Source organism: Fulvivirga marina, from assembly GCF_016775155.1.
GTDB lineage: Bacteria > Bacteroidota > Bacteroidia > Cytophagales > Cyclobacteriaceae > Fulvivirga > Fulvivirga marina.
Map to the genome: position 1 here is coordinate 317766 of NZ_JAEUGD010000066.1, position 25684 is coordinate 343449.

At 40.8% G+C, this 25684-nt stretch carries 13 protein-coding genes; 1 reads left to right on the plus strand and 12 read right to left on the minus strand.

Annotation, left to right across the window (positions count from 1 at the left end; all coding sequences use genetic code 11):
- Positions 1-34 precede the first annotated feature (34 nt).
- The 5 genes from JMN32_RS22320 to JMN32_RS22340 all read right to left on the minus strand — a co-directional run bounded on the left by JMN32_RS22320 (position 35) and on the right by JMN32_RS22340 (position 7315).
- The gene (locus JMN32_RS22320; RefSeq protein ID WP_202858599.1) at positions 35-1687 is read right to left on the minus strand and encodes a glycoside hydrolase family 13 protein; all 1653 of its coding nucleotides are present in this window, start codon (positions 1685-1687) and stop codon (positions 35-37) included.
- Between the two features lie 10 nt (positions 1688-1697).
- On the minus strand, positions 1698-3329 hold the full coding sequence (locus JMN32_RS22325; RefSeq protein WP_202858600.1) for a glycerol-3-phosphate dehydrogenase/oxidase: 1632 nt from the start codon (positions 3327-3329) through the stop codon (positions 1698-1700).
- The gene (gene glpK / locus JMN32_RS22330) at positions 3326-4822 is read right to left on the minus strand and encodes a glycerol kinase GlpK (protein WP_202858601.1); all 1497 of its coding nucleotides are present in this window, start codon (positions 4820-4822) and stop codon (positions 3326-3328) included. The genes JMN32_RS22325 and glpK overlap by 4 nt, the downstream gene beginning before the upstream one ends.
- 5 nt (positions 4823-4827) lie before the next feature.
- Positions 4828-5637, minus strand: coding sequence for an MIP/aquaporin family protein (locus JMN32_RS22335; RefSeq protein ID WP_202858602.1), 810 nt, complete (start codon positions 5635-5637; stop codon positions 4828-4830).
- A 94-nt stretch (positions 5638-5731) separates the two neighbouring features.
- Complete coding sequence (locus JMN32_RS22340) at positions 5732-7315, minus strand: sodium:solute symporter (RefSeq protein WP_202858603.1); 1584 nt, start codon at positions 7313-7315, stop codon at positions 5732-5734.
- Positions 7316-7686: 371 nt separating this feature from the next.
- Between JMN32_RS22340 and JMN32_RS22345 the strand changes: the two genes are divergently transcribed.
- On the plus strand, positions 7687-8619 hold the full coding sequence (locus JMN32_RS22345; RefSeq protein WP_202858604.1) for an aldose 1-epimerase: 933 nt from the start codon (positions 7687-7689) through the stop codon (positions 8617-8619).
- Positions 8620-9080: 461 nt separating this feature from the next.
- On the opposite strand, the gene treF is transcribed toward JMN32_RS22345, so the two are convergent.
- The 7 genes from treF to JMN32_RS22380 form a co-directional block, all read right to left on the minus strand.
- Positions 9081-10712 (minus strand): alpha,alpha-trehalase TreF, encoded by a 1632-nt coding sequence (gene treF, locus JMN32_RS22350; RefSeq protein WP_202858605.1) that lies wholly within the window; start codon positions 10710-10712, stop codon positions 9081-9083.
- A 29-nt stretch (positions 10713-10741) separates the two neighbouring features.
- Positions 10742-12082: a vanadium-dependent haloperoxidase gene (locus tag JMN32_RS22355; protein ID WP_202858606.1), complete on the minus strand. Its 1341-nt coding sequence runs from the start codon at positions 12080-12082 to the stop codon at positions 10742-10744.
- A 13-nt stretch (positions 12083-12095) separates the two neighbouring features.
- Positions 12096-14060 (minus strand): glycoside hydrolase family 65 protein, encoded by a 1965-nt coding sequence (locus JMN32_RS22360; protein WP_238354613.1) that lies wholly within the window; start codon positions 14058-14060, stop codon positions 12096-12098.
- A gap of 38 nt (positions 14061-14098) precedes the next feature.
- Positions 14099-17440, minus strand: coding sequence for a VCBS repeat-containing protein (locus JMN32_RS22365; RefSeq protein ID WP_202858608.1), 3342 nt, complete (start codon positions 17438-17440; stop codon positions 14099-14101).
- A 14-nt stretch (positions 17441-17454) separates the two neighbouring features.
- A complete protein-coding gene (locus JMN32_RS22370; protein WP_238354589.1) occupies positions 17455-20733 on the minus strand; it encodes a VCBS repeat-containing protein in 3279 nt (1092 codons plus the stop codon).
- Between the two features lie 160 nt (positions 20734-20893).
- The gene (locus JMN32_RS22375) at positions 20894-22432 is read right to left on the minus strand and encodes a RagB/SusD family nutrient uptake outer membrane protein (protein WP_202858610.1); all 1539 of its coding nucleotides are present in this window, start codon (positions 22430-22432) and stop codon (positions 20894-20896) included.
- Between the two features lie 26 nt (positions 22433-22458).
- The gene (locus tag JMN32_RS22380; protein ID WP_202858611.1) at positions 22459-25458 is read right to left on the minus strand and encodes a SusC/RagA family TonB-linked outer membrane protein; all 3000 of its coding nucleotides are present in this window, start codon (positions 25456-25458) and stop codon (positions 22459-22461) included.
- Positions 25459-25684 lie beyond the last annotated feature (226 nt).

The window sequence follows — 25684 nt, forward strand, 5'->3', positions numbered from 1 at the left end:
GGCCTGGTATTACTGGTTATTTATAATTCAAATTTCAACTCACTTTAAACAGTTTAGCCTCCCAGGGTCTCAAAACGGAGGCTTCATTTTCCTGCTCATAGTTGTTTATGAGTAACTCAAGGTTATCGCCAACTTTTTCATTGAACAACCGGTTATCTTCAGAAAAATTGAGCACAACCAGAAAGTGTCCATCGCTATCAAACCTTTCATAGGCATAAATGTGACGATCATCTTTTAACAAACACCTGTAATCACCATATACCAGCGTGGGGTTATCTTTTCTGAAAGCTATCATTTTACGATAATAATTCAGGATAGAATCATGATCACTTTGCTGTATCTCTACATTGATCTCAGTAAAGTTAGGGTTTACTTTTAACCAAGGCTCAACCGATGAAAATCCGCCGTGATCCGAAGCATCCCACTGTATTGGTGTACGAGCATTATCTCTGCTTTGCAGGTGAACAAGTTCCATAAAATCATCCATGGATTTACCTTCTGTTTCAGCCTTTTTCCAACTATTTAATGTTTCGATATCACGATAATCGTCAATAGAATGATGTATTACGTTAGTCATTCCAATTTCATCTCCCTGATAAATATAGGTGGTTCCTCTCATGGAGAGCAAAAGGGTCGACAAGAGCTTAGCTGACTGTTTCCAGTAGGTTTTATCGTTACCAAATCGCGACACCATTCTCGGAAAATCATGATTCCCCAAGAATATGCTTCCCCATCCTTTAGCATTCAGTTTTTCATCCCAGGCATTGAATACATTCTTGAAATCGACTAAGTCCCATTCAACAGGATCATATTTTCCTCCAGGTCCATTATCCATAAACATATGGCCAAAGTGGAAGATCATATTGAGTTCCTTTCTGGACTCATCTACATAATTAATACCATTATCCAGGTCTATTCCAGGGCCTTCCCCGACCGTCATGATATCATATTGGGAAAGCACTTCCTGCTGCATTTCTCTCAAAAACTCATGTACCCTTGGTCCATTAGCATAATAGCGGTTGATTATGGCATTGAAATCTTTAATATTGGCATCGGGAAAATCAGTATTTTTAGATATGAGCGATACTACATCCATCCTCAACCCATCTATTCCTTTATCAAACCAGAATTTCATCACATCATATATTTCCTGACGTACTTTTGGGTTTTCCCAATTCAGATCTGGTTGTTTTTTAGAGAAAAGGTGCAGATAGTACTCCTCTGTTAACGGATCATACTCCCAGACACTCCCTCCAAAAAAGGAAGGCCAATTTGTGGGAGGTTGTCCGTTTTTAGCAGGCTTCCAGTAGTAATAGTCACGATATGGGTTGTCTTTTGATTTGCGGGATTCCTGAAACCAGAAATGTTCGTCTGAAGTATGGTTGGGTACCAAGTCCATTACCAGCCTCATCTTCCTCTGATGGACTTCGCTTAATAAAGTATCAAAGTCACTCATTGTACCAAATTCATCCATAATATCACGATAATCACTGATATCGTAGCCATTATCATCATTGGGAGATTTATAGACGGGGCATATCCAAATGATATCTACCCCAAGTGACTTAATATAATCCAGTTTGCTAATTATACCCGGAATATCTCCTATGCCGTCGTTATTGGAATCTCTATAACTTCGTGGATATATCTGATAAACTACACTTTCCTTCCACCAGGTTCTTTCCATATTGCTTTAATTATTTAATGGGGTCAAAATGTGAGGCCTCAAAAATGGCCTGCTCAATATTTTTTATTTCAGCGTCGAGTCGCTCTTGGGGCCAGCCAAATTGGCTCTGCATATATTTTGCAAGGAGTTTGTAATGTGTCTTTACACTTTCAACATTAAAATAAAGCCTGCCTGTCCGCCTTATAAAAAAATCACATAAAGTGTTGACCATTTCATGCTCAATACAATAATGACATTCGGCTTCTAACAGGCCAAAAGCGGTTTTCTCTTTCCTTTCTCTTAGTATCTCCTCTGTCTGAGTGCCATAGTTAGCCACCAGATAATTGGCTTCTGATCTATCTATTTCTCCCTCAAGAGATTCTGCATACCGCTTTATGGATAGTGCATCCATAAACTTCCCGCCACCTAGTGGTATCTGGTCTGTTCTGCACCCTCCCAACTCTTTAGATAGTCCTTTATCTTTAAGTTTTTTAACAACAAGGTCTATAACCCTTTCTGCCATTTTCCTATAACCGGTCAGTTTGCCTCCGGCAATAGAGATCAGTCCTGTGTCTGAGACAAAAATCTCATCCTTTCGGGAAAGTTCTGATGCTGATTTTCCTTCTTCATGGATCAGTGGACGCAGTCCGGCCCAACTTGATTTGACATCTTCAATATTTATTTCCGTGTTGGCGAAAGCATGGTTGACCGCATCGATCAGATACTCTACATCTTCCTGGTTGGTAAGTACATGCTCCTTATCCCCAAAGTAGTCTGTATCCGTAGTTCCTATATAGGTGATTTCTCCTCTTGGAATAGCAAAGATCATTCTGCCATCTGGTACATCAAAATAAACGGCTTGCTTTACTGGTAGCTTTTCATGGTCCACCACTATATGTACACCTTTAGTCAAGTGAAGCCTTTTTCCCTCCAGGGACTGATCCTTTTTCCTTATTTCATCGACCCACGGGCCAGTAGCGCTTACTACAAGATCAGCCCTAACAGCAAAGCTGGCTCCGTTTAATATATCTCTGGCCTTTACACCTGTTATCTGGTTACTTTCATAAGTAAACTCATGAGCCTCCACATAATTGAGACATGTTGCTCCAAAGTGAGCAGCTGCTTTCATAACTTCAATAGTAAGCCGGGCATCATCCGTGCGATATTCGGCATAAATACCAGCGCCTTCAAGCTTTTCTTTGTCCAGCAATGGTTCCTTAGCCAGAGCCTCTTCCCTATCAAGCATTTTTCTCTGGTCAGCACTTTGCACATCAGCCAATACATCATAGACCATCAGTCCAAATGACGTAAGCAACTTACCAAAATTCCCCCCTTTAATCAGAGGCAAGAGCATTTTCTCAGCGGTCACTAAATGAGGGGCTAGTCTATGCAACGTTGCCCTTTCTCTCCCCACTTCTCTCACCAGTGCTATTTCAAATTGCTTCAAATACCTTAGGCCTCCGTGGATCAACTTTGTTGAACGGCTACTGGTCCCTGAGGCAAAGTCTTCCTTTTCCACCAAAGCTACCTTTAGTCCTCGTGAGGCAGCATCCAGAGCTATCCCCACCCCAGTGATCCCTCCACCGATAACCAGAAGATCAAACCTGGCAGACTGCAATTCTCCTAATAAAACAGGACGGTCCAATGCTGACAAGGTAATCATAATTCGTCTTCTTCAATCCAATTCATGGTACGTTTTACCGCTTCCTGCCACTTTTTGTAAAGCCTTTCTCGAGTCTTTTCTTCAAGCATAGGCTTAAAAACACGATTAATCTTTTGGAGTTTAGTAAGATCCTCTTGCTTCCACATGCCAACGCCGATTCCTGCCAGATAGGCTGCTCCCTGAGCTGTCGATTCAATCACCTCTGGTCTAACCACTTCTACTCCCAATATATCGGATTGAAATTGCATCAGGTAATTGTTAGCCACCGCGCCTCCGTCAACCTTAAGGGATTTAAGGTCTATTTTAGAGTCTTTCTGCATAGCTTCCAGTATATCTCTGGTCTGGTAAGCCAGAGAGTCCAGAGTTGCTTTCACAAGATGTCGGGTATCTGTATCCCTCGTAAGCCCAAAAATGGCACCTCGCGCATACATGTCCCAATATGGAGCACCTAACCCCACAAAAGCAGGCACAACAAATACATCTTCCGTATCTTTGACCTCCTCAGCCAAAGCTTCTGTTTCTGAAGTGTCTTTGATAAGTTTTATACCATCGCGCAACCATTGTACTGCTGCTCCTGCCACAAAAACACTTCCTTCAAGGGCGTAATGAACTTTCCCGTCAACACCATAGGCTATCGTAGTGATCAGTCCATTTTCTGACATTTGTAATTTATCGCCAGTGTTCATCAACATAAAGCAACCCGTGCCGTAAGTATTTTTTGCCATACCTACCTCGCAACAAGCCTGCCCGAATAATGCGGCCTGTTGATCTCCAGCAATACCAGTAATGGGTATCTCTTCACCACCAAATTCCCACATACCAAAATGTGTCGCTGAGGGTTTAACCTCAGGAAGCAATGATTTATTTACTCTAAGCATGTCGATCAATTCCGTGTCCCACTCCAACTGTCTAATATCATAAAGCATTGTTCGGGAGGCATTTGTATAATCCGTCACGTGTTGCTTCCCTTTGGTAAGTTTCCACACCAGCCAGGTATCCACCGTGCCGAATAACAACTCTCCGGCATCGGCTTTATCACGTGCTCCGGGTACATTATCGAGTATCCATTGGATCTTAGTCGCTGAAAAATATGAATCTATTACCAATCCTGTTTTTTCTCGAACCATACCTTCCATCCCCTTATTTTTCAGGTCGTTGCAAATAGAACTGGTTCTTTTATCCTGCCAAACTATAGCCTTATGAATAGGTTTCCCTGTAGCCTTCTCCCATACTATGGTCGTTTCCCGCTGATTGGTTATGCCCAATGCAGCGATTTCTGCTGGTTTGATTTTTTGATTTGCTATAAGTGCAGTTAATACTTCATACTGGGTATCCCAAATCTCTTGTGCGTCGTGTTCGACCCACCCTGGCTTTGGAAAGTATTGTTTAAACTCTTGCTGCTCAATAGCCAGCAATTCTCCTTTATCATTAAAAAGCACTGCTCTTGAACTGGTAGTACCCTGATCCAAGGCTATAATGTACTTAACTGCCATAAACTTTATTTTTGAGTCTTAATTTTATTCTGTTGATCTTTTACAATAGCAAAAACAGCGGATAGCACAGCCAGAACCACTACTGCAAAGTAAATAAGGTCCATTTGCTGGTCAAATAATATCCTGTAAAGCGCTGCACCTAGAGCTCCTCCTAAAAGTGGAGCAATAATTGGCACCCAGGAATAGGTCCAATCGGATTTACCCTTACCTGAGATAGGCAGTAAAAAGTGTGCTAGTCTTGGGCCAAAGTCACGTGCCGGATTAATAGCAAAACCTGTAGTACCACCAAGTCCCAGGCCTATAACCATGACCAAACCTCCTATCACCAAAGGGTTCAGGCCTTCTGTTAGTTTATTAGCTCCTACAAACAGTACTCCTATCACGAGTACCATGGTGGCAATCATTTCGCTAACAAAATTTGCTGCATATGAACGTATGGCTGGAGCAGTACAAAATACCCCCAGCTTGGCGCCGACATCTTCGGTCTTCCCCCAATGTGGTAAATAATGAAGCCAGACAATAGTTCCTCCCACAAATGCGCCCAAAATTTGAGATAGCACATAGCCGGGTACCTTGTTCCATGGAAATTCACCAATGAAAGCCAGTCCCACGGTTACTGCCGGATTGATATGCGCAGCGCTAATATTACCCACTGCGTAAATTGCAAAAGAGACTGCCAGGCCCCAGCCTACAACAATCACCAGCCACCCTGCTCCTTCCGATATTGTTCCCTTTAAAACGACACCGGCTACCACGCCACCTCCAAGGGTAATGAGCAACATGGTTCCTATAAATTCTCCTAGATATACAGACATGGCGATTAAATTACCAAAAGGAATCGACAAATACCCGAGAGACAGAAATTATTATGCATAACGACTTTCATACGCAACACCATTCGTTTGAACTTTAATATGCTATAAGAATCAGTGCAACAATAATAACCAAAATCACTGCATGAATTCGGTAGTTCTTGTACCATGCCAAGCTGCTCAACTCTAGCGTTTCAGCTCTAAATTCCTTGACCGACCAAACGGTATTTTCAAGTACGGCGTCGGACTGACGCTTTCCAAACATGGATCCTACCACCATTGCTACGCAGCTTAGCAGAAAGTGTATACCTGTCATATACAAGAAGTGCGGCTTCCACTGAGCATCATTGAATATAATTGACAATACAGTGATAACAGACCCTACTATGATGGTCCAACGTGCACCGGTTGTATTGGCACCTTTCCAAAATAGCCCCATAACAAACAGAGCAATTATCGGAGGACAGAACCACGACAGTGCTTGTTGCAGGTAGTCCCAAAGTTTTTCAAAATGAACAATTTGTGGTGCCCATGCAGTAGCAATCACCATAACAATAAATGTTACCCAACGCCCCATTTTCATAAGCTGTTCTGTAGTTTTTTCAGGCCATATCTTGTTTATAAAGTCCATGGTCACCAATGTAGAAACTGAGTTAAGCCCTGAGTCTATACTGGACATCAATGCAGCAATAAAGCCAGCTAGCACCAACCCTAAAATACCAGTGGGCAACAGATCGAACAGCATGGTTGGGTATAAGGTATCCACCTTGTCAATCTCAGGATAGATTACCCTGGCAAATGCTCCGGGGAAAATCATGATAAACAGGATAGAGATCTTCAAAAGTCCAGCAAACATTGACCCCCACTGACCATGGAGTGTGCTTCTGGAAGCCAACGCTCTTTGAGTAATATACTGATTAGTTCCCCAGAAATAGAACCCTAGCAGAAGTACTCCTGTTAACAAACCAGGCCACGGAAGTTCAGGGTCTGAGGTTGACCTGATGATATCGAAATGATCAGGGTCAGTAACCTTCATAACCTCAGGGAAACCACCTGACGCATCCCATGCATAGTAGGTAATTAGTATGCTTCCAAATATCAATATTACCGCCTGAATAGCATCAGTATACACTACGGCACTCAGGCCACCTGAGATAGTATATAAACCTGCTATAACGGCCAAGACAGAAATAATAATCCAAAGTTCAAATTGTGGAAATATGAGCTGAATGAGTATACCTCCTGCATATAATGTGGCCGCTACATCTACTATAACATTGAGTATAATAGCAATAGCAGATGCATAAGCACGCGTGAAGTAATCAAAACGATTGTTCAGGTATTCCGGAACGGTATATATTTTATTTTTAAGATAAAAGGGAAGGAAAAAGACAGCAAAAATAATGAGTACAAATACCGCCATCCATTCATAGCTAAATACTGAAAAACCAGTCACATAACCGGAACCAGTCAGCCCTACAAGCGAGTTACTACTCATGTTTGAAGCAAAAAGTGAAAAACCGATTAACGGCCAGGTAAGGTTTCTGCCTGCCAGGAAGTAGTCTTCCGCGTCCTTATGCTTTGCCCCGAAGTAAAGGCCAAGCAAAACAACAAACAACAGGTAAAAGATAACTATACCTATATCAACAGGCTGTAGTTTATCATAAAAATTCAATTCCATAATATTAGGGGTAAGTTAAAAAGTGGTGATTAGTCACAGGCTAAAGAAAAAGCTTGAAATGCATTAAAATAAAAGTTATGTACAAAAGATCATCCAACTCCAAAGCCTGCTCCGAATCTTAATTATAAGAATAATAAGCAGGTTTTCATAAACATTAGCCTCACAATTTCTCCCCTCTAATTATGCAATCGTTTGCGATAAAAATATCGGTTTTTTCCTGATTCTATTTAGAAAAAATACTTATATATTTCGCTTTTCGAGGGTACGACTCCCTCAATAGGATATCATTAAAAAAAACAAATAATTATTAAATAAATTTTAATTGTACACACTCGCGCAAAGAAGGAGTACAACATCGTTTACAGTCAATAATGTTTGAGTTATCACAATACCATTTGGGGGAATTTGAAGTTATTAGAATATTCCACAAGCAGAAGAATATCGCGCTGGAAGTTATTCCGGCATTTGGAGCACGTTTAAATAGCCTCCAGGTAGGTGTAGGGACTGGTTCGGGAATTGAAGTGATTGATGGTTTTTCTTCTGAAGAGGATATTTTTAGCGATAAATACTATAAAAGTGCTTTTCTTTTCCCTTTCCCAAACAGACTCAAGGATGGTACTTTTTCAGAAAACGGCGTCACATATAGTTTTCCGCTCAATGAAAGGATAAGGCACAATGCTATCCATGGCTTTATTGCTGACCTTCCCTTTGAAGTCGAGTATATTAACACTTCCGTCGAGAATGCAGAAATCAAGTTGGTGTTGGACCAGTCTACGCCTTTAAAATTTTACCCCTTCACTTTCAAATTTAGTGTCACGTACAAAATTAATACCCAGTCTGATTTTGAAGTAAAAATCAAGATTGAAAACACATCTCCGATCAATATGCCCTTTGGACTGGGGTGGCACCCCTACTTCACTTTCCCCGAATGGGCTGATGCTAAGCTAAAGATCAGTGAGGTGGATCAAGTTGAACTGAATGAAAGGGCACTTCCATCTGGAAATGTAAAAAACTATAAAGCACTTTCCTTCTTTAAAGCAGTAGATAACATAAAGCTAGATGATTGCTTCATCCTAAAATGCAACGAGCGCAATATAGCACACCTACAGAATGACAAGGTTTGTCTTACCCTATGGCGTGATGTAGATACAATACCTTATCTACAATTATTTACCCCGGAAAAAAACTGTATTGCCATAGAGCCCATGACCTGTAACGTTGATGCTTTGAATAATAAGATGGGCATGGTAAGTCTTGAGCCGGGCAATAGTTATACTACATCTTTTGGCACTTCTGTAAACTAGCTATTGACTGATAAACACTTTCCAAGACCTGTAACTCTTAAGCGCAAATTAATAACTGTATATCATCGACGAAACTCCCTCTGAGTTTTGATTTTTTTTCAATAACTTCCCGAAAGGTAGAATATAATATGGAAGTACAAAAGTAAGCTTCTTATACTTTAGACACTGAACCCCTCACGACAAATTACTCTTCTTTGATATTCACACGTAAATATTAATTAACCGATATGCCTAAAAGATATCTTTGTCGGTTCTTCCTCCTTTACGACTACAAAACATCAAATAAAAAGATAGGTTGCATCAAAAGTTTAACCTCCATTTCTAACCTTATTTTTGAATGTGCAAGAAACGTAAACACAGATTCTGAAACAAGTGCAGAATGAGTGCAAGAAAAAAGCCTTTTGATACAGCCTACAATTTTCGATAACAAAAGCAGAGCCCGGCATGTCTGCTAACGGTCATCAATTGTTCATTTCCACCGGTTCCGCACCTCTCATAGTATTAATTGTATCTCTATCTGCCAGTATTTTCTGAAGTGCAATAGCCACTCCATTGGTCCAACCGAAGCCATCCTGCAATGGATACTCTCCTCCTCCTGCCAATAGCATGGTATCCAGCACATTGTACTTCTCCATCATTTTGCCAGTAGCCTTGTAAACTTCAGTGTTTCTATTTAACCATCTTTCCGCAGCACCGTTTCCCTCGTCTCCGTATCCATAGTTATAAAGACCATTAATTGTTATCCATTGTAATGGCGCCCAACCGTTCGGAGCATCCCATTGCTGGCCTGTTTCATTAAGGGTTGTCACGAACCCTCCTGGCTTGAGAAAGTCAGCCAACAGCCGCTCAACAACAGATTTAGCCTGTGCTTTCGATGCTATTTTAAAGAATAAAGGATAAGCACCTGCCAGAGAAAGTACACCTGTCTTTTGCTGCTTCGTATAATCATAATCGATATAAAATCTGTCGGCCTCATCCCATAAGTACTTATCAATGGCAAGCTTTCTTTTTTCTGCCTTATTTATGAATAGATCAGCATTTTGCAAATCACCTTTCCAATTATACCCCTGGGCTATTTTTAGCTCCAGAAAATACAACAAAGTGTTCAGATCCACCGGAATGATGTCAGTGGTATGGATAGTTTTTAATGATTTTTGATCTTCAAACCATCGGCTGCTGTAGTCCCATCCTGACTCCGCTCCTGCCCTCAGGTGTCGATATGCTGTTTCCTGCTGTAGGTCATGTTCTGTTACAAGCTCGTAATCTGGCTTAAATGATTCCGGCCTTGGTAAGGCGTAGTTATCCCAATACCTGTTAAGCAAGCTTCCGTCGGGCATTAGCACCACTCTTCGGTGAGCTGGGTAATTACTGTTGAGTGTATCTGCCCCATCCATCCAAAAATTATATTCTTCCAGTAAGCGCGGAAGATAGCTCATAAACAACTCCCGCTGCCCTGAGGCAACTAAATCAACCATTAAGGAGTAGAAAGGTGGTTGGGATCTTCCCGAGTAATAGTTTCTGTTACCATTAGGTATAAATCCAAGGGAATCGATCAGAAAGGAAAAATTGTTGACCATATTCCTGGCCATATCCTCCTGCCCTGACTTCACAAGTCCTTCCATGGTAAAGTAACTATCCCAGTAATATATCTCTCTGAATCGCCCACCAGGCACAATGTATGACTCTGGTAGTGGTACCAGTGAAGATAGCGGATTGTACTCATCTGGCTGACGTGTAAGTACTGACCAAAGGTCGGTGCAGTGCTTCACAACAGTCATTGAAGTATCAGATTTGAAGCCTGTTACTGGGGTTACTGGCAGTTCAAAATGCTCCAACACAAAATCTTTTAACACAAATCCCTCTTCCGTTTTTTGAGCTTCATATATAGTATTGATCTCTGCTAGAGGCTGCTTTGGTGTGCAGTCCACAAAGGTTTTGGAATCAGGGAAAATCCCTGAGAGTTGCACTTCTTTAAAGAAGTCCGACTGGTAGAAATCAAACTGTTCAGCTTTTTGCTCAGGAGCTTGGCTACATGCCGACAAAATGACCAATGAGACAACAATGGCCTTGTACAAATTAGGTATTTGTTTCATGTCAAATTCATTTAGATACCGACCAATACTTATTTACTGGCTGTAACTTTAGGTTTTTCTTTTGATTTAGTCATTTGGATGTTATTCACAACGAACCTGCCCAATGTCCTACCCTGCTTCACTCCATTTTTAATCGCTGGCATGTAATGTATCCCTCCATAAAGCCTGCTCATAGCTGCTTCGTCCGATGCTTCTATAAATGAATCAAACTCTCTCACCGCCAAGCCATATTTCGCTTCAGTGCTGTCAACGAAATGAAAGGGTTCTCCATAAATAGAGGTAAGTGCGATACCCGCTGCCCCTGAAATCACGCTATGTCCACTTGAGTATTCCGGGAAAGGGGGTGTCTGCAGCAATGGAGTCCAGTCCTCATCAATGAATTTATTGATCACAGTTTCAGGACGCACCAGATTACTTCTATATTTTTCATCCCAGCAACTGATAAAGCCATCAGCCAATGCGATAGAGGTCAGCGTATATGTTTGAGCACTTTTTATCAGGCCTGCACCAGACAGCTGACTGGCTATTTTTGCTATCCCTATCCAGTGACCTCCGGGTGTAATCTTTTTGGTTGCAAACATGACATGCCCATGAATATTCATAACATAAGGGTTGCAATCCCAAAAACTTGCAATTTCCTTTCTCTCTGCATTAAGATTTTTACCCGTCTCATAAACCTCATATGCTTCTTTATAAAACGGACTACCTTCTGCCATGTCATACGCTGTCGGTGGTTCTGGCTTAAACTGGGAAGCCGAATCAATAACAAAGGGTCTAATCTTATTCCAGTGTGGCTCAATGGCTTCCATATAGGCCGGCGGTGTCGGTTGCCACTTGTCAGGGTCATCACTGAGGGTGTACTTCTGGAATGTTCTCGTTTCTTTATAATTATCCTTATCAGCCCATACAAAAATATGATCAACCACTTGTTGTGCATAGGCCATAGAATTGTCATAAACAGCCTGATCCAAGCCCATATCAAGAAGTTCCTGGTGCCATTGCTGGCGATATGCTTCAATTTTATCCTCAGAAAAAATCAGCTTTCTTGAAGCAAGAAGAAAACCTTCAATAGCTGCAACCTCGTAGTCTACCACTTCGGCAGGTTCAGGGATGCTTTCTAAGCCATGAAGCTGACCAGCCAAAGACAAGTAGTTGGCGTCATTCTGCGCTAAAATTTCATAGGCAGTTATACTTGCATATGCATATATTCGGCTTGCAACCGGTGGTGAGAAAATATCGTGAACGATAACATCGCTAAGCAGTTGCATAGAGTCATGAAGCTTGTCGGCTTCAATAGAAACATTCTGTCGTGTTTCATTGCAGGAAACTGCGACAATCATTACTAAGATCAAAAAGTACTTTTTAAACATAACTTCTAATTATTTATTTCCAGCCCTTAATTTCCAGTGATTTCCATTGTTTAGGAATCCGTTTTTCATTTTGAACCATACCTTCATCGGTTATTTCCAAGCCTCCAAACCCAGAAATCACTGCCTGTAGCATGCCTCCGGCGCCTGTTGCAAAATAAGGATTTGTGCCTCCCGCCGTTTCAGAAATAACACCGAACGGTGGCACTTCATTTGGCCTATAGCTTTTAAGAAAAAGTTCATATGCCTTATCCGTTTCTCCTAGCTTCGCATATAGTGTTGCAAGCACAGACCTCCCCATAGCAGGACCATCGGCTGCCATTCTAGGCTCATAATAATTCAGGTCTATTCTGATCTGCTCTTCATCAGAAATCACATCAAGTGGAAAGGCCAGCAAATTAACATCTGCCTGTTTTATGGTTTCTCCATTATAAGTTGCATTTTCCCGGGTTGTACCATCAGGAAACTGTAAAACCGGGATATTCTCCGCTACGTGCATCCAGTCAGGGTTTGGCTGTATGTCCAAGGTTTTAGCGGCTTCCGTAGCATATCGCAGTGTTACTTTAGCCATGCCATTCGTAAAAGCATTATTATCAATGTTTTCCTGCCATTCGTTAGCACCTATTACATTGTTAATATCATATTGTTCTGGTCCGTTTCTTTCCACTCTGCTTACCCAAAAGTCTGCTACCTCTTTCAGCATGGGATATCCCCTGGTGCTGAGCCATTCTTTATCATGTGTTACCTGATAGTACTTCCAAAAGGCCCAACCTACATCCCCACTAATATGATGCTGGAATGGCCCAGTCAAAGCCCATACAGGAGTATCTTCAGAACCATCATCTGATGACTCCCAAGGATACATGGCTCCATCGTATCCATGAGCAAAGGCATTTTGCTTGGCAGCGTCCAATCTTTGAAATCTATACTCGAGTAAAGATTTAGCGATTTCGGGCTGCAACATCAATAATGGAGGGTACATCCACATTTCGGTATCCCAGAAAACATGACCGTTATAGCCAAGTCCGGACAACCCCATAGGCGACAAACTATAGGCTGTACCTGCTCTTGCAAAGGAATATAAATGGTACAGTGCCGACCGCACATCTTTTTGCACCTGCAGGTCTCCTCCAATAATAATATCGCTTTGCCATAACCTCTCCCATGCCTCCTCATGTTTCTTCATCAACCGGTCTTTGCCTTCTAACATGGCAAAGATTGTCAGCCTTTCGGCTTCGTTGTGAGGGTCTTCATAATGTTCGCTGGAAACTGCCGAAGAAACAACAGAAAATTCATAGGCCTCTCCAGCTTTTAGCTTTTTGTGAAATTTGGCCAGGTGCATGTTATAGTCCCAGTCTTCGTGAATGAGCTCTGGTTCCTGACTGTGCTTTTCAGAGAAGATAAAACTGTTGCTGGCAGCCACTTCATGCTTACCCGAAGGACTTTTTGCAACAGAAGTCAGTAGCGGAACTTTTACATGAGGGCGATCTATTTCACTGTAATAATTCCTGATATCAATTAAATGGTTCGGCGCTTCTATCACACTCATTGGTACGATGTCGACGGCTTTTTTAGCGGTAATTTTCACTGTGGTTAGTGCCGTGTATGGCAAATGTCTTAATGACAACATGCTATGTTCCACACTGATTTTATCCCCAACATCGAAGCTAGTCATCAATGCCGCCTTCTTCATATCCAACACCTGCCTGTAGTTACTTATTTCGCTAGCGGTTACTCTCCTTCCATCCACATCGAGGTTCATGTTTACATGATTGAAGGTTTTGAGGATATTCGAAACTCTTCCCCTTTGATAATAATCATAAACTCCATTGAGTACGACATCAGAAACCTTCATAGGATCAGGAGATGAAACGATCCCCACCATTCCATTGGCTACTGTAACACCATAATAGTTGTTGGGATCAATATTTTTTGCGACTAAGTGCCATGGAGACTTTTCCGGAGGTTGTCCGAAAGACATGGTTCCGATTAATGCGCAAACACTTAGAATAATATATCTCATTTCTCAACTATAAGCTGGTTTACTTTCATTGGCTTCACCACTACCGCAGATTGATTATTTCGCGCGAAAATGTATGCTGTCTCTCCTCCAATTACAACTGGCATTATTTTTCTCACCTGCCCTTTAATTTTCAAAGTACCCAGTTTACCGATAGCAAATTCTCCGTTTTCATCTATTGACAGCAGGCTTCCATAACTAGCATCATAACGCCCCATCTCCACATTATTATTGAAGAAATTGCCTGCTAGTATAACATCTTGGCTATCTTCTGTAACATTTACTTCTGCTGCTGCATTTATGGTTGAAAATTGAAGGGTTGACGGCAATGGTTTCATTTCGAATTTCAAATCTCCCGTATTTTCAAAGTAGGCGTTTTCCAATGTATTTACCTGTAAAAGCTCTGCCGTCCGGATCTTATCCTCTCCAAATAATTCTGAGATGGAAGCCGCTGCAAAATCCTGTGCATACAGATAATTTTTCCTGAGAAAAGGCATCTGTTTTGTCAATTCAAAGTAATTGGCAAAAGGTATTTCGCGCCCATCTAAATAATACGTCAACACCTGATCCACTTGACCGTTACCATCAAAATCCTGCACATAAAGACTTAAAGGCTGATCATATGTAGGATTGAATCGTGTATTTTCCCCAGCATTACCGGCAAGTATGTCTATGTCTCCATCTCCATCGAAATCCTGAGCTGAAACAAATTTCCACCAGCCAGTATGGTTGCTGACAGCCTGCTTCTTAAGCTGCTGTCCATCATTTAAAAACAATGTAACCGCACCCCACTCCAAAGCCAGCACCAAATCCTGGTCGCCATCCAGATCCACATCAGTCCACTCTCCATTTTTTACTAAACCAACTTCCTCAAGATCTTTGGCATATGTTAGGGTAACATCTGTAAACTGCCCATTGCCCTTGTTAAGAAATAAGTAGGATTTGGGTATCTTACCGTAGTTGTTAGGGACTGCACGTCCTCCGAAAAACAGATCTACCAATCCATCCCCATTGATATCCGCAGGTAATACACATGAAGCGGTTAAGTAGGCTCCTTCCAATGTAATCCGCTGGTCAAAATTACCATCTCCGGGATTAATATAGATTCGTTGTTTCAGATACTCTGATTCTCCCCAGTACTCATTGCCTCCTGAAGCCACAACCAAGTCCAGGTCGCCATCATTGTCTATATCAACAAAAACCGCATCAACATCTTCAAAAACATTATCCTTTTTAATTGATTCAGGTGTTTTTTCTATAAACGTCCCATCTTGTTGCTGCAGGTAAATAGCACTTTCATTACGTTTGGAAGACCCAAAAAACACATCCTGGGTCCCATCACCATTGATATCCCCGACTGCCAGCGCAGGCCCCTCCGTAGAGACCATAAAGGGTATAAGCCTTTCTCTATCAAATTCAACAAAAGGATTTTCCTCATGCTGAAAATTGATATTGGTCTGTTTGGTAATATCAAAAAACTGCACTTGTTCCTTTTCCTTCTCAGACCTTACATGATACTTCGGTAAAGTATTTTTGTACCTAACCGTATGCGTCCCGTCATATTTAAAACCTGTTACTTTCTCATAGCTACCATCAGGCCAGATAACTAAAACAGAATCAACTGACAATGTATCTCCAATACCTATATGGCTCACTGGCTCCATTGATGATTGAAAACCCCTTACCGGGTAGTTTTCATATACCAGTTTCTCCTTGCCCTTATAAACTATAGTTTTTGTGCCAATTCCATAAGTATTTTTACCTCCTCCATCAAATCTTAGTCTTAAATAATGGTTATTTCCAGAGGCATTCTCAATGGTTAAATTCTTATAGATAAAAGGTTCATCATCAATATTATTGACAACAATATCAAGGTCGCCGTCATTATCAAGATCAGCATAAGCAGCACCGTTAGAATAGGTGTTAGTATTATTTTTAATGGTTTCCTCCTGATCTTCAAATTTTAAATTCCCATTATTCTTAAGAAACTTATTGGGAAGCTTGATTTGAGGTATTTTATCAATCAGTACCAGGTCTTCCTCATTTGCCCTGTTGGCCTGTGTTTTCCATCTGTGATCTTCATTATTCTCTCTGAAGTTGACATAGTCGATATCATTCATCCGCCGGGGAATGCCGTTGCTAACAAAAAGGTCCTTGAATCCATCATGATCAAAATCCATAAATAAGGATGCCCAGGACCAGTCAGTGGCGTGTACCCCTGAATACATGCCTATCTCACTAAATGTACCATCACCGTTATTTAGTTGAAGGTTATTTCTGGCAAACTGCACCTGATATCCATACTTGAGCTTAAAGTCAAAGATGGAATAATCATCTTCACCTAAAGAGCTTTTGAGTATTTGAGGGTCATATGGTTGCATATCCAGTGAGAATATATCATTATACCCATCATTGTTAATGTCGGCCATATCAACTCCCATTGAAAAACGACTGGTGTGCATAATCTGACTATTCAGAACTTCATTGAATGTACCATTACCCTGATTTAGATAAAGATAATCGTTCTCATGAAAGTCATTACCAATGTATATGTCGGGTAAACCATCTCCATTGATATCTCCGGTTGTGATCCCCAACCCATAGCCAATCACCAAGCTATGAATACCAGAAGCTTCTGTCACGTCCTGATAACTACCATTCTCATTCCTATAAAGTTTATCTCCTGATGTCGGATGCACCTTTCCTATAAAGGATTCTCGCTCTCCAAAAGTCCCGTTTTCATGCACTGAATGGTTGAGTTGGTAGATGTCCAGATCACCATCCTGATCATAATCAAAAAATGCCGTCTGGGTGGCAAAGCCAACAAAGTCAAGACCATATTGCTCTGCCTGCTCTTCAAATACAGGATATCCATTATCAACTCCTTTGTTGATGTATAGCAAGTTTCTTCCCTTTAATGTCTTAAAATCTCCTACTTGATTTACATATATATCCAGCAAACCATCTCCATTGATATCAACCACGGAAACCCCGGTAGACCAGCCTCCTGCACCATCCACTCCAGCTTTAGCAGTAATGTCCTCAAACTTCATGTTTCCAATATTCAAAAACAGCTTGTTAGCTCCTTGATTACTGGCAAAATACAGGTCTACCCGACCATCGTTATCGAAATCGCCGGCACCAACACCGGCACCATTAAAGAAGTACATGTAACTAAATACATTGAATTCATTGGTCTGTTCCAGCCTATTTTCAAAATCTATACCTGTAGCGTCTTTCCTCAGTAACTCAAACTGATATTGTGTTTTATCTGTCTGTTCACACCCTGAAACAAAACACAACACTACCATCACGTACAGCGGGAAAAAAAATCTCAACATCACTATTTCTGATTTTACTTACTATTTAGTTTAAGGAATACCGGTTTGTCATTATTTCTCATCACAAGTATTTGCTCAACACCTCCAATGCTAATTCCTGAAAATTGACGCACATCTCCTTTGATAAAAAGACCGGATTCAGCACTATCTACTACTCTAAATCCACCATTACCATTATTTATGAGTACCTGTCCATAACTGGCATCCAGTTTCGAAAATTGAGGCAGAAAGGCTGAATTATTTCCACCCAGGATCAGATCAGTAAAACCATCCTGGTTTATATCTGTAGCATAAATGCTATTTACACTAGATAATTGTGTTTTTGCAGGAAGTGAGATTATTGAGAAATTACCTTTACCATCATTTAAAGCCACTGATGATTTAAACCATTTCCCTTCTCTGACCGTGGCCTTTTGTAAAACTTCTGTCGCAAACAAATCCTGAATAGACTTATCTGCAAACTGAGAATGTTTTAAGTTTTGCTTTTTCAGGCTGGCAATCTGCTGGGTCAATTCTCTCTTCAAGTGTATACTTACATCTTTCCCATTAATATTTCGTGTGAGAATCTTATCCACTGTTCCATTATCGTCAAAATCATGTACCCATAGCTTTGCGGGATTATCAGATGTACCTGTAAAATAAAAATTCTCTCCCCTGTTACCCAGGATGAGATCCAGGTCTCCATCTTGATCAATATCTGCCGGTACAATAGTATTCCACCAACCGCTATATTCTGTCATCCCGGTAACAAACTCTTTTAGCTTTCCTTCTGTAATCTCAAACACCATAGGATACATCCACTCACCTACAATAATCAGTTCATCTCTTCCATCTCCATTAATATCTGAAAGCGATGCATCAGTAATCATTCCCAGAGATTTAAGCTTAGGGGCCTTTTCAGCAGTAACATCTGTAAACTTACCAGCTTCATTCTGATAAAGGTAGCTTCGGGGGGAGATGCCATAATTGCCAGGAACACTCCTGCTGCCCACAAACAAGTCAAGATCTCCGTCAGCATCAAAGTCTAATGGAATAGCGACAGCAGTATTATAACCATTATTAGGGAAGGCTCCTCCAAACAATTCAAAATTACCCTCTCCATCGTTAAGATAGAGGCGGTCTTGCATAGCGGTAGCCCCTCGATAATCATGATTACCCCCTGATCCAACAAAAAGGTCCGGATCTCCATCCCCATCGGCATCAAAAAAGCGAGCTGCCGTATCTTCAAAGTACGCACCTTTCTCCAGCGACGCTTGTTCCGAACGATCAAGGCCGCCTTCACTTTGTATATAAAGCTGCCCAGCCTGTCGGTATGCTCCACAAATGAAAACATCTTCAAGACCATCACCATTCACATCGGCAATTGCTGCTTTAGGGCCTTCTCGACTAAGCATTCTTATCACAAGTCCCTCTTTATAAAAGTCTACAAAATCATCTTCTTGGTGCGATTCAAAGCCAGTAGAATCTATGTGATACCATGTGCCTCCCTCGACGGTAGCTGTGGAATAACCTTTAACTTTTTCTATCCCTGTCTGATTAACAGTAAGCAGTGTATCGACAGTTGATGGCTTAATAATGGAGCTAGTCTGATCTGGCCAGATAATTTGTAATGAGTCAACCTTATCTATCCCCCCCAACCCAAAGATCATATTGTAATCAACAGATGATTGAAATCCACGAGATGGCATAAGCTCTGAGCTAATGACTCCTTCCTTATGATATAAAGTTAGTTTGGCTCCGATAGCGTAACTGTTAGCACCTGAACCCTTTAGGTTAACTTTCAGATAATGGCTATCCGTAGTTTCCTGCGTATTATTCCTAAAAATAAAAGCCTCCTGATTAACATTATTGACCACCAGATCAAGGTCTCCATCATTATCTAGATCACCATAAGCAGCACCGTTGGAAAAGGAAGGCGTATTTTCAGCGTCCTCAGAAACATCAGCAAACTTCAAATCCTTATTATTCAAAAATACTTTATTTCTGATCGGGTTAGAAGGCATTTTGCTAATGATGTTATTAATATCATTCTTTCCTCCTGCCAATGCCATTTTCTGGATCATTTCATTAGCAAAAAAATCTATAAAGTCCTGATCGGTAACATCATGATAAATGCCGTTGCAAACATATATATCGCGATACCCATCATTGTTAATATCAAATAAAAGAGCTCCCCAGCTCCAATCTGAAGATGAAACTCCGCTGTAGTATGCCACCTCACTAAAGCTGTTATTTCCGTTGTTGAGTTGCAGGGTATTTTGCATATACTGATGGTAAAAATCCCTGTCAAGTTTAAGCTCATAAACACTATAGGGCTCAAATGATGAAGTAGATTTCAGCCTTTCATCATTGTCAGGTAACATATCAGTAACAAAGATATCAGGCTTACTATCGTTATTAATATCAGCCATATCGGCCCCCATTGAAAAGGCACTGATATGTCCCATTTGGTCTTTTATACGCTCTTTAAAAGTACCATCCTTCTGGTTGAGATAGAGGTAGTCCCGTTCAAAAAAATCATTGGAGACATAGATATCTTCCCAATTATCACCATTGACATCTCCTACAGTAATCCCTAACCCAAAGCCAATGAGACTGTTATATATTCCCGCCTCTTTGGTTATATCAACAAACTTCCCGCCTTCATTTTTAAGAAATTTATCCCCACCTCCTTTCAAAAAGTCTTTTACTGGCCACTCATCTGCCGGCACCTCCCGCTTATTACTATAGTTGAGAGTATTTACTGGCATAAAGCTGTTATTGAGGATATAAGCATCCAGATCACCATCCTTATCATAATCAAAAAAAGCTGCATGAGTTGTGTAACCATTTTCATCTAGTCCATAACCTACCGCTTCTTCAGAAAAGGTAAGGTCACCATTATTAATGAATAACTCATTCTTTTGATCACTTCCCTTTCTGTACCCTGCATTACAAACGTAGATATCCAAAAAGCCATCCGCATTAATATCAACCAGCACGACTCCTGTACTCCATTTATCGGCACTGGCCACACCGGCGGTAGTAGTTATATCTTCAAACTTTAGGTTTCCTTTATTAAGGTAAAGCTTATTTTCACCCATGTTACTGGTGAGGTAGACATCCTGTAGCCCATCATTATTAATATCTCCAATGGCTACACCTCCTCCGTTATAGAAATTACGGTATAGGAAGATGTTGAAGTCCGTAGTATTTTGAACATTATTTACAAAATCAATTCCGGTATGCTCTTTATTTACTTTCTCAAATACCCACTGCCGGTTAGTTTCAGAAGATTGGCAAGCAGGAAACATGGATAGTACTATTAAGCAAAAGATTAGGTTGGTAGAAAATTTCATAGCTCTAATGTGAATCCAAAACAGGTTATAACGCAATATGCCTTCCCTTTAAGTTAAGGATTTTCAAAAAAAAGGCCACCCAAAAAGGATGGCCTTGGGAGAAATATTTTATGAATTAATAGCCTGGGTTTTGCTCCAATTCAGGGTTTGTAGAAATAGCCTCTGAAGGTATAGGAAACAAAAGTCTGGTTTTATCAGACGGTGAAGGCTTTTCCTGCCAGGTACCGAGGAACGAATTAAATCGAACCAAATCGTTTCTTCTCCAACCTTCCCAATATAATTCCCGGCTTCTTTCATCAAGTAGATCCTGCTCAGAAAGGCTTACTAATGTAGAAGCTCCCCGGATGGTTCTTAGTTGATTAACTATATCTAAGGCTGTTTCTCCAGATGTTCCACCTCGCATGATTGCTTCTGCTTTCATAAGCAATGCATCGGCATATCTCAAGAACACAAAGTCATTATCCGGAGCATCACCTTCAGTAGTAAAATCAGGTGGATACTTAATGGCTCTAATCCCTGTTACTTCAAGATTGCTACCTGTCTCCAACAAGTTAAAGTCTTCTGTAAAAACTAATGGATTACCAGCCCTGTCTTCAAGAGGATTTCCATCTACATCGTACTGCTGACCAACCAACAACCCTGCATTCAAACCACTTCCGTTAGAGGCTAAATAAGGCAGGTCGGTATGTAATCTCTGATCACCTTGCTCGAATCTATTGTACAAATCACTCAATGCCACAAAACCATTCCAACCACTTGGGTTCTGATTATAATGTAAGGTCATAAACCAATAAGCCCTGGCATTACCTGCAGCACCACCACTTGTGTTTTGAGAAACAAAAATTAACTCATCTGATGCATTACCGTTATCCGGTATAAAGTTATCGAAATAATTTGCGTCCAGATTACGACCTGTTATACCATCCACATATGCTATAACCTTATCCATATCAGCTGCGGCAAAGTTATAAGGCCCTTCCTCAGCTCCACCTTCTGCATCAGTCGCAGCATAAACAGCCTTATTTAAGTAAAGCTTTGCCAATAGAGCACGAGCTGCATTTTGTGTAGCCAGTGCTGGTTCATCAGTATCTGTTGGCAAGTCATTTAAAACGGCCTCCAGCTCCGAGATAAGAACTGCTGAAGCTTCTCCTCTTGTCAATAATTCAGAAGGAGGGTTTAAAAGGTTTTCATCACATGCCCTTCTGGGTATCTTTCCAAAGTTATCCAATACAAGAAAATCATTAAACACCCTTAGGAAAGTAGCTTGGGCAGCAACAGATCCTGTTGCACCGCTACAAAGCACCTGTTGTGCATTAAAGGCATTTCTGTTTAATGTTCTCCAAGCATTATTAATAAAAGCATGGGCTGTTGTCCATGAATGACGGTGTAAAACACGCCAAATACCAGCATCATCCCAATCACGGCCGCGGGTAGGTCCTGCCATTTCATCAGTAGGATGTTCTGTTAAAACCAGCAGGTTATCTTGACTCTGAAGGTCTCTCAAGTTACCATATGCTCCGTTCAAAAGTTGTTGAACATCCACATCAGCATCAGGGCCTTCAGCAATACCATCGTTAAGTTCTTCCTCCAAGTCGCTGCACCCAAAGGTGAGGAAAAGAGAAATTATCAAAATATAAGAAAATAAAGTTTTCATAGTAATTAACATTTTCATGATCTAACTCAAAATTGAACTCTTAAACCCATTGTAAATGTGCGAGCTCTAGGGTAAGCTGCGTAGTCAATCCCGAAAGACGGAACGTCATCAATAGACTTGTTAACGTTTACTTCAGGATCGAAACCTTCGTACCCTGTTAGAACAAATAAATTCTGGCCGGTAACAAACAGTCTTAAAGACTGTATCCATGGTGCTATGTCACCAGAACCAAACGTGTAGCCTAGGGTTAAGTTAGTTAACCTTAAGAAATCAGCATCTTCCAGAAACTGAGTAGACGGAACGGGTGAGTCTCCTCCACCCTGCTCAGAAGACAACACTCTTTTATCTACATTGGCACCTCCATTAAGCGCTGCCCTACTAAATAGTGCCAGTGATGTATTGTCAAAAACCTGATGTCCAAATGCTCCATTAAAATATATACTAGCATCAAACTTTTTATAGTTTACCGAAGACCTGATACCTAATGTCATATCCGGATTAGGTGACCCAACAAATTTTCTATCTCCATTACCTGGCCCTACAATACCACTGGCTGTATTTTCACCATCACCATTGATATCCTCGAAGGTTGATAATCCGTTTTCATCATACCCGGTAAACACAGGTAGATAAAAAGCATATAACTCCTGTCCATCATAGAGCAACTGTGCTCTTTGATTACTTAAACCTTGTCCATTGATCTCCCCGGTAATAATACCATCAGGAAAAATAGGAGAAACATTCTTAATTTCGTTATTAAACACACTCAGGTTAAATCCAACATCTACTGAAAGATCCTGTTTATCAACTGCTATCGCATCCAGATTAAAGTCTATACCTGAATTATTAACGGTAACACCGTCCAAATTTCTCCATACAAATACATCAGGACCTTGTTGAGGAACCCTTAGTCTGAAAATCAAATCTTTTGTTTCTTTTTGATAGTAGTCAATCGAACCTGTCAGCCTGTTATCAAAGAATCCAAAATCAAGTCCAAAATTATATTGAGTTGTTTCTTCCCATACGAGATCTGGGTTTCCTACGATACTCTGCTGTATTCCTGACCCATCATCGAGAGGCTTATACTGATTTTGTGCTGATCCGGAAGGAAACTCCTGGTTACCTGTAATCCCCCACCCTAATCTTAATTTTAGGTCTGAGAATAGTTCGGGTGCAAAATCTTCATCCCCCAAGCGCCAGGCAAATGCTGCTGAAGGGAAATAACCATATTTGTTGTTCTCTCCAAACCTGCTAGAACCATCAGCACGAAGTGTTGCCGTCAGCAAAAATTTGTCAAACATACTTACATTTACCCTACCAAAGTATGACTGTAATTCATCGTCAGGATCTTTAAACGAACTATTTTGATTAGCAGGAAAGCTACTAGCAAAGTTTAAATTACTAGTGTACAATGACTGATTATCATCTAAGAAGCTTACACCACGTTGGCTGCTTCCTCTTCTTACAAATTTTTGATAGGAGTATCCCAATAATGCATTTATATTAAAATCATCATTAAGGTCTCTTGTAAAGTTCAAAGTATGCTCAACCAGACGTGTGGAAGCCTTAATGTTTTCAATATTACCTATACCACCACTACCTGATGCAAAGTTTGCATTAAGTGCTCTTGATACAGCAACCCTTCTTTCTGATTCAGACCTGTCAACACCAAAATTGACTTTATAATCTAAGCCTTCAATGATATTTATAGTTGCTGAAATATTTCCGAAAATACGTGTTGTTTCTGTTTCATCATCATAATAATTAAGAAAAGCCAAAGGGTTTCTCTCATTATCGCTGGGCTGAATGAAATCTCCGTTAGCATCTCTAAATGGTCTGGTCGGATTCCACCTTAAAGCAGAGATCAACATGTCACCTTCTGCTCCAACATTATCCGCCAAAGCGGCTCCTTGATCTCCTACAAAACTTGCTATTAAGCTTCCTTGTAACTTAACTCTTTCATCAAGTACACTTTGCCCAATGTTAACAGACCCTGAGTACTTTTCAAGGCCAGTGCTTTTAATTACACCTTCCTGATCCTGGATACCCAGGGATATTCTGTAGCTACCGCCATTTTCAGTAGTTCCTCCATACGAAAGGTTGTGATCCTGAGTAAAGGCAGTTCTTGTGATTTCATCAAAAGCATCAACATCGGCACCAAAGTGAAGATTAGTATTAGGTACTTCACTTACAAACTCACTTGCCGATAGTAAATCATACTTTCTATTCTCAGGTATACTACTCGAACTGAATGAAGCAGAATATGTGAGTTCAGGCTTTCCTTGCTTTCCTTGCTTTGTAGTAATAATAACCACTCCATTGGCACCACGAGAACCATAGATTGCGGTAGCTGAAGCATCTTTAAGAATATTTATTGATGCTATATCATTTGGGTTAATAAAGTTAAGCGGGTTTTTAGCGCTCACTCTACCTGCACCTACATCCGCTCCAGCACTAATATCCCTACCATCTAAGGGCACTCCGTCCAATACTATAAGCGGATTGTTATCTGCCCTTATTGAGGAAGCCCCTCTAATTCTAATACTGGTTGCTGCTCCTGGTTCTCCACTATTACTTACAACCTGAACACCAGAAACACGCCCTTGTATTAACTGTTCCGGAGAGGTTTGGAATCCCTTATTAAACTGCTCTTCGTCAACCACTGCCACAGCTCCGGTAGCATCTGATTTTTTCACTGTACCGTAACCGATAACAACAACTTCAGAAAGTTGGGTTACATCTTCTTCAAGATCTATATTAATTACACTTTGGGAGCCTACGGCTACCTGTTTATTTTTATATCCAATAAATGAAAATATCAGTGTGGCGTTTTCACCAACGGATAAGGAGTAGTTACCTTCGATATCCGTAACAGTACCATTGCTGGTACCCTGTTCTAAAATATTAACACCAGGCAAAGCCGATCCATCGCTCGGGTCGACGACCTTACCTGTCACTGTCCGTTGTGCAAGCAAGCCTCCATAGCTGACCAACATAAGCGAAAAAAGTAGTAAAATTTTCTTCATAGGGGGTTAGATTTAAAAAGAATTTAAATTTGTATTATTTCATGTCATATAGTTATTGATGTTTCACTACATGACACACTCTTACCCCTGATTATGAGTACTTTTTTCAACAAATATGGGGTAAGACTCGTATGTCAATTATCAATATTAATCATTTAGAGTGCACTTTTCCTAATAAAAATGCCCTGAATTTACCGAAAACGTCATCGCAAACGTTTGCATAAAC

Bases quoted from the DNA above. Each gene is read 5' to 3' on its own strand.
- JMN32_RS22355 (WP_202858606.1), bottom strand. From the start codon at position 12,082: ATGTTTAAAAAGTACTTTTTGATCTTAGTAATGATTGTCGCAGTTTCC.
- JMN32_RS22340 (WP_202858603.1), bottom strand. From the start codon at position 7,315: ATGGAATTGAATTTTTATGATAAACTACAGCCTGTTGATATAGGTATA.
- JMN32_RS22345 (WP_202858604.1), top strand. From the start codon at position 7,687: ATGTTTGAGTTATCACAATACCATTTGGGGGAATTTGAAGTTATTAGA.
- JMN32_RS22380 (WP_202858611.1), bottom strand. From the start codon at position 25,458: ATGAAGAAAATTTTACTACTTTTTTCGCTTATGTTGGTCAGCTATGGA.
- glpK (WP_202858601.1), bottom strand. From the start codon at position 4,822: ATGGCAGTTAAGTACATTATAGCCTTGGATCAGGGTACTACCAGTTCA.
- JMN32_RS22370 (WP_238354589.1), bottom strand. From the start codon at position 20,733: ATGTTTCCTGCTTGCCAATCTTCTGAAACTAACCGGCAGTGGGTATTT.
- JMN32_RS22360 (WP_238354613.1), bottom strand. From the start codon at position 14,060: ATGTCTTTCGGACAACCTCCGGAAAAGTCTCCATGGCACTTAGTCGCA.
- JMN32_RS22375 (WP_202858610.1), bottom strand. From the start codon at position 22,432: ATGAAAACTTTATTTTCTTATATTTTGATAATTTCTCTTTTCCTCACC.
- treF (WP_202858605.1), bottom strand. From the start codon at position 10,712: ATGAAACAAATACCTAATTTGTACAAGGCCATTGTTGTCTCATTGGTC.
- JMN32_RS22325 (WP_202858600.1), bottom strand. From the start codon at position 3,329: ATGATTACCTTGTCAGCATTGGACCGTCCTGTTTTATTAGGAGAATTG.
- JMN32_RS22365 (WP_202858608.1), bottom strand. From the start codon at position 17,440: ATGTTGAGATTTTTTTTCCCGCTGTACGTGATGGTAGTGTTGTGTTTT.
- JMN32_RS22320 (WP_202858599.1), bottom strand. From the start codon at position 1,687: ATGGAAAGAACCTGGTGGAAGGAAAGTGTAGTTTATCAGATATATCCA.
- JMN32_RS22335 (WP_202858602.1), bottom strand. From the start codon at position 5,637: ATGTCTGTATATCTAGGAGAATTTATAGGAACCATGTTGCTCATTACC.